Annotated in this window: 6 protein-coding genes; 3 read left to right on the forward strand and 3 right to left on the reverse strand. The window is 28.4% G+C overall.

The genetic code is table 11. From position 1 onward, the window contains the following. Window positions 1–55 precede the first annotated feature (55 nt). Together Q3287_RS19285 and Q3287_RS19290 are read right to left on the reverse strand one after the other, a co-directional pair. The gene (locus Q3287_RS19285; RefSeq protein WP_407964669.1) at window positions 56–1,126 is read right to left on the reverse strand and encodes a hypothetical protein; all 1,071 of its coding nucleotides are present in this window, start codon (window positions 1,124–1,126) and stop codon (window positions 56–58) included. Window positions 1,127–1,139: 13 nt separating this feature from the next. Beyond that, window positions 1,140–2,069, reverse strand: coding sequence for an AAA family ATPase (locus Q3287_RS19290; protein WP_407964670.1), 930 nt, complete (start codon window positions 2,067–2,069; stop codon window positions 1,140–1,142). A gap of 194 nt (window positions 2,070–2,263) precedes the next feature. On the opposite strand from Q3287_RS19290, the gene Q3287_RS19295 reads away from it, so the two are divergent. Genes Q3287_RS19295 through Q3287_RS19305 form a run of 3 tightly spaced genes read left to right on the forward strand, consistent with a single transcriptional unit; the run spans window position 2,264 to window position 4,144 of the window. Further along, complete coding sequence (locus Q3287_RS19295) at window positions 2,264–2,635, forward strand: GntR family transcriptional regulator (RefSeq protein ID WP_054268998.1); 372 nt, start codon at window positions 2,264–2,266, stop codon at window positions 2,633–2,635. A 13-nt stretch (window positions 2,636–2,648) separates the two neighbouring features. Beyond that, entirely contained in the window at window positions 2,649–3,515 is an 867-nt protein-coding gene (locus tag Q3287_RS19300) for an ABC transporter ATP-binding protein (protein ID WP_407964671.1), read from the forward strand. Continuing rightward, on the forward strand, window positions 3,503–4,144 hold the full coding sequence (locus Q3287_RS19305) for an ABC-2 transporter permease (RefSeq protein ID WP_054268996.1): 642 nt from the start codon (window positions 3,503–3,505) through the stop codon (window positions 4,142–4,144). The genes Q3287_RS19300 and Q3287_RS19305 overlap by 13 nt, the downstream gene beginning before the upstream one ends. Window positions 4,145–4,347: 203 nt before the next feature. Here Q3287_RS19305 and Q3287_RS19310 read toward each other — a convergent pair whose 3' ends face one another. Beyond that, window positions 4,348–4,956 carry a DedA family protein gene (locus Q3287_RS19310; RefSeq protein WP_074179956.1) on the reverse strand — a complete coding sequence of 203 codons (609 nt, stop codon included), beginning with the start codon at window positions 4,954–4,956 and terminating at the stop codon, window positions 4,348–4,350. Window positions 4,957–5,118 lie beyond the last annotated feature (162 nt).

Raw genomic sequence — 5,118 nt, forward strand, 5'->3', positions numbered from 1 at the left:
CATATGCTGACTATTTTAGCTACTAACTCACGACTAAAGTCACAAGTGTGCGTAGCTATTTTTTAATCAAAATTCTAACTAGGCTTTCTTTTAATCTCTTTATCTGTTGTCTATACATTCTAGCATGTTCTCTAAATTTCCCTAAATTATTTTCTTTTTGCCTTGTCACATATTTTAACTGGAATACATTATTACACTCACTTCTAAGAACTCCATCTGTAAAGTGTATTCTACACCCTTCATGAACATTTCTACAATTTTGTGTTTCAATCTTCTTAATTTCACCTTTACTCAAATAAGTTTTCCCATAATAATGTTCTATCTTTGAATATATCTTATTTGCAGTCTCTTCATCAACATATATTACTCTGTCTGCTGAATTGCTAGATTGAGAATCCTCAAAATCTCCTACTCCCTCTATAAGCATAGATGAAGATATAGAGTCTATATCACTTTCAATAATATTTTCTTCTTCATCACTATAAAGTTCTTCATACATAAAATCAGCAAATGTATCAAAATTTACATCAACATCTTTTACATTATTTTCATCATATGTAGAACTACTTTCTTCTCCATTTAATATATATTCAAAATAAGTTAAATATATAACATCTAATGCTTTTAAAATCTCCATAATATCTTGATTTGTATCTATATTCTTTATGTCATTAACTATTCTTCTAGTTAGACTATCTAATGCTGGATGCTTGTCCATATTATAAAGTACAAAGGCATATTTAATTTTATCCATAATATTGTCATTGTGTATTTTGGTAAAACGTGAAACAATATCTTTATAAGCATTTCTTCTTATATCTTCTATCCCTGGTCTATCTTTAATAGCCTTTTCTTCAACTATTGTATTTAATATGACTTGAATCAGACCCAATATAATATCTTTGTCATATCCTTTTCGTATTCTATTTGTAAGGTATTTTTTTACTATGTCCCAATCTACATACTTTCTTCTAGCACCTGCAATTATTGCAAAATATAAACCTATTTCTTTTGAAGAATAATCCTTTTCTGATATATCTATACTTTCATTGTAATCTCCAGCTATTGTCCAAGATAAATTATTTGCTCTGTTTTCAAATTCATAATCATCATATATCCATTTCATAATCTCACCTATATTAAATATGACTTATTGGAAATACATCTATACTCTCCCATTTATTAGGTATTCTAGTTTTAATTACATCTCCAACCATTTCTTTCTCATATATATCGAAGGTCTTTCCTGTAAGTCCCATGTTAATTGCAAGAGTTGGTTTCAACCCTCTTCTTATAGTCTTAAGTGATGCCATGAGACCACGCAAGTCAATAGCTTTACTAGATATTTCACCATTTTGAGACTTCAACTGTAAATCTAGAAATATTCCTGCAAAATGCATTAATTTTTCTTCATCAGCATCTGGAAATTCATTTTTTAAAATCATCATCAACTTATCTTCTTCTATAGGAGGAATATCTATTACCATAAATCTAGATACTAGTGCCTCATTAAGTTCTTTTGTTCCTGCATATTCATAATTCATAGTCCCAATAAATCTCGTTGCTGGATGCAGATTTACTCTTTCATATCCAGGAACATCAATCAGTCTTCTATAATCTAAAGCTGAATGTACTACAACTACAGCATCATTCTTTGCCATATTAATTTCATCAAATACACCAAATCCCCCATTGATGGCACATTCATAAACAGAACCCCTTCTAAGCTTAACTTCATTATCTATAAATGTGTCTGTACCTATAAGTGTTGAACTATCTGTATTTATGTGAAATGATGTATTCCATTGAGGTCTATTAAATATCTCACCTAAGTTGTCAGCAAGTAAGTTTTTTCCTGTTGCTTTTGGTCCTGATAATAATATATTTTCTTCTTCCAAAATAGCTGCTATACACATAGACAAAATATCTCTTCCATAAAAATAAGTTTTAGACTTAGTTACCCTGTATTCTAAATCTTTCTCTAGAGCATAATAACGTCTAAAATATAGTATATCTTCAATAAGTTTCTCATCTACCCCTTGTACCCTTAGATTATCTATTATATCCATATTCTTACCCCTTTTATATAAATAGTATTTGTTTCATTTCTTAACACCATTTTAGCATAAAAGGATATAAGGTGACTAACATATAAATTATTGTATTATTCTCTCTTTTATATTTATTATCTTGACAAAACTGATTTATAGGCCTATACTGTACTTAACTAACAAGTACAGTAAGTACAGTATAGGAGGATTAAATGGAAATAATCATTAGTAATAGTAGTGATAAACCTATATATGAACAAATATGTTTGCAGATTAAAAGTCTTATAATGAATGGAACATTATCTGCTGGTGAGATGCTACCATCTATGAGAAGTCTAGCAAAAGATTTACATATAAGTGTAATTACTGTTCAACGGGCATACGAGGATTTAACTCGTGATGGATTTATTGAAACTGTGTCTGGTAAAGGTAGTTTTGTATCTAGTCAAAATAAAGAGTTCATCCAAGAAGAACAGTTACGAATAGCAGAAGAATTATTGCAAAAAGTTTCAGAAATTGGTCGAACACATGGTATATCTTATGAGCAGATGACCAATATTCTCAAATTATTCTATGAAGATTAAGGGGATGTAAACTATGGAAAAGAATAATGTTTTAGTTCAAAACTTATATAAAAATTTTGATGATTTTTCATTAAAAGATGTTTCATTTTGTATTCCAAAAGGTAGAATTGTTGGCTTTATTGGAGAGAATGGAGCTGGTAAAAGTACCACAATTAATTTGATACTGAATGAATTGAAAAAAGATGATGGAAAAATTGAGATATTTGGGGTAGACAATGCAACGTATTCAATTAAAAATGATATTGGTATTGTCTTTGATGAGTGCAATTTCCATGATATTTTTACTGTAAAACATATCAGTAAAATACTATCTGGCATATATACGTCATGGGATGATACACTTTATCAACATTATCTAGAAAAATTCAAACTTCCATTAAAAAAAACTATTGGCTCATTTTCCAAAGGAATGAAAATGAAACTTTCTATTATATGTGCTATGGCTCATAGACCAAAACTTCTAATTTTAGATGAAGCAACAACTGGGCTTGACCCTGTTAGTAGAGATGAAATATTGGATTTGTTTTTGGAATTCATACAAGATGAAGAACACTCTATTTTCTTTTCATCCCATATCACATCAGATATACAAAAAATTGCAGATTATGTAATACTAATTCATAAAGGAGAAATTGTTTTTGAAGAACAAAAAGATAACTTAATCTACAATTATGGAATTATTAGATGTGGAAAAGAAAAATTTAAAACTATCTCACAAGATGATTACCTTATTTGCAAACAGACAAATATGAGTATAGAATGCTTAGTTGATGATAAAGAAACTGCAAGAAGAAAATATAAGGATGTAGTTGTTGATAATGCGACATTGGAAGATATTATGCTTTTCTATATTAAAGGAGGAATATTATGCGAGGATTAATTTACAAAGACTTCTATCTTTTTTTTAAAAGTATTGATAAGAAACTTATTATAATTGCAATATTGGCTATTATCCTTCTCATTATGAATATGGGGATATATGCTGGATTAATGACTTCAATTATGTTTTCTATTTCAATAGGTATGCAAAACATTATAAGTTTTGCAAGTGATGAGAATGTAAACTGGAAAAAATATCAATTAGCTATGCCTGTTAGTGGATATTCTGTAGTGGCAAGCAAATATATTTCTGTTATATGCACATTGATTTTTAGTTTATCTGGAAGCATTATATTTAGTTTGATGAGCAGTATTTTCTATGGTAATTTTGAAATCAGTATATTGGGCTTATCTATTATTGCAGCAATTATTTTGCCACTTACTTGTACTGCTATTTGCTTACCTCTTACATATTGGTTTGGTTTCCGTTCAGCACAAACAATAGGATTACTTTTCGTCGTTCCTATTTTCTATTTTATCAAATATTTTGAGGATGGACCTGGACTTTCTACCATTATGACTTCTACTCAATCCTATTTGTTGATGGCTTTCACTACAGTTATAGTCTTATTCATTGTTTCTTTTGTAATAAGTGTACTTGGATATTCAAGAAAAAATAGCTGTATATAAAAATAAAGCTGATAATTAATTGCTCTTAACTACTACTCAATATGTTATTTCATTATTAAATTTAACTTATTCATTACAATTTGACATTAAATATCCCCGTTTCTACATTGTACTAAAAACGGGGATTTTGATTATTAGAAATTATCTCAAACACTTAAATCTTACAGTAAGTATAAAAAATGATGAAAAAATCTATTAATTTTCTATAATCTTAACTTATGATGTTTTTTATGTATATATGACTTAATAGTAAATCCAATAAGAATCAAAACTATTGGTATAATTAGAACTAGGAATTTATAATCATTATAATGGGACATTATTTTTACCCAACTCTCTGAGAAAATATACCCTATGCTAATTAGTGAAGTATTCCATATGGTAATTCCTACAATAGATGATACTACAAAAGTTATAATATTCTGACCCGCTATACCTGCTATAAAAGATATGTATGTTCTACATAATGGAATTAATCTACATACACAAACAGAAATAGAAGAATACTTATTAAAATAGTCCTGAGATGCAAATATTCCTTTCTTTGCCTTTGGACAAATCTCTACTATTTTATTTATGATAGATTTCCCACCCCAATTTCCTACTGTATAACAAAATATTGACCCAAGTATACCTGCAATTATACTCAAAATCAAAATTGTCAAAAACCCAAAATGATTCCTTGCGGCAATTGCTCCACATAATGGCAATACAACTTCGCTAGGTAATGGAAAACAAGCATACTCAATCATAATTAATACAAATACAGAGATTAATCCATATTGTAGAATAAAACTATTGATTACAGACACTTACTTATCTATCTCCTTTCTTATTTAAAAGTACATATCTATAAGAGCTCGCCACTCTATATTTAAAGAATCAATCTCTTTAAACTATTATATGTATTTATACAAAGTATTTATAACATACTTTGAAAATAGTACTTTAAAAATAAGAAACTTATATAAATA

Source organism: Clostridioides sp. GD02404 (genome assembly GCF_045898275.1).
Lineage (GTDB): Bacteria > Bacillota > Clostridia > Peptostreptococcales > Peptostreptococcaceae > Clostridioides > Clostridioides difficile_A.

What these genes read in the sequence shown, in the direction of transcription:
- Q3287_RS19285 (WP_407964669.1), bottom strand. Translation starts at nt 1,126, where the DNA reads ATGAAATGGATATATGATGATTATGAATTTGAAAACAGAGCAAATAAT.
- Q3287_RS19290 (WP_407964670.1), bottom strand. Translation starts at nt 2,069, where the DNA reads ATGGATATAATAGATAATCTAAGGGTACAAGGGGTAGATGAGAAACTT.
- Q3287_RS19295 (WP_054268998.1), top strand. Translation starts at nt 2,264, where the DNA reads ATGGAAATAATCATTAGTAATAGTAGTGATAAACCTATATATGAACAA.
- Q3287_RS19300 (WP_407964671.1), top strand. Translation starts at nt 2,649, where the DNA reads ATGGAAAAGAATAATGTTTTAGTTCAAAACTTATATAAAAATTTTGAT.
- Q3287_RS19305 (WP_054268996.1), top strand. Translation starts at nt 3,503, where the DNA reads ATGCGAGGATTAATTTACAAAGACTTCTATCTTTTTTTTAAAAGTATT.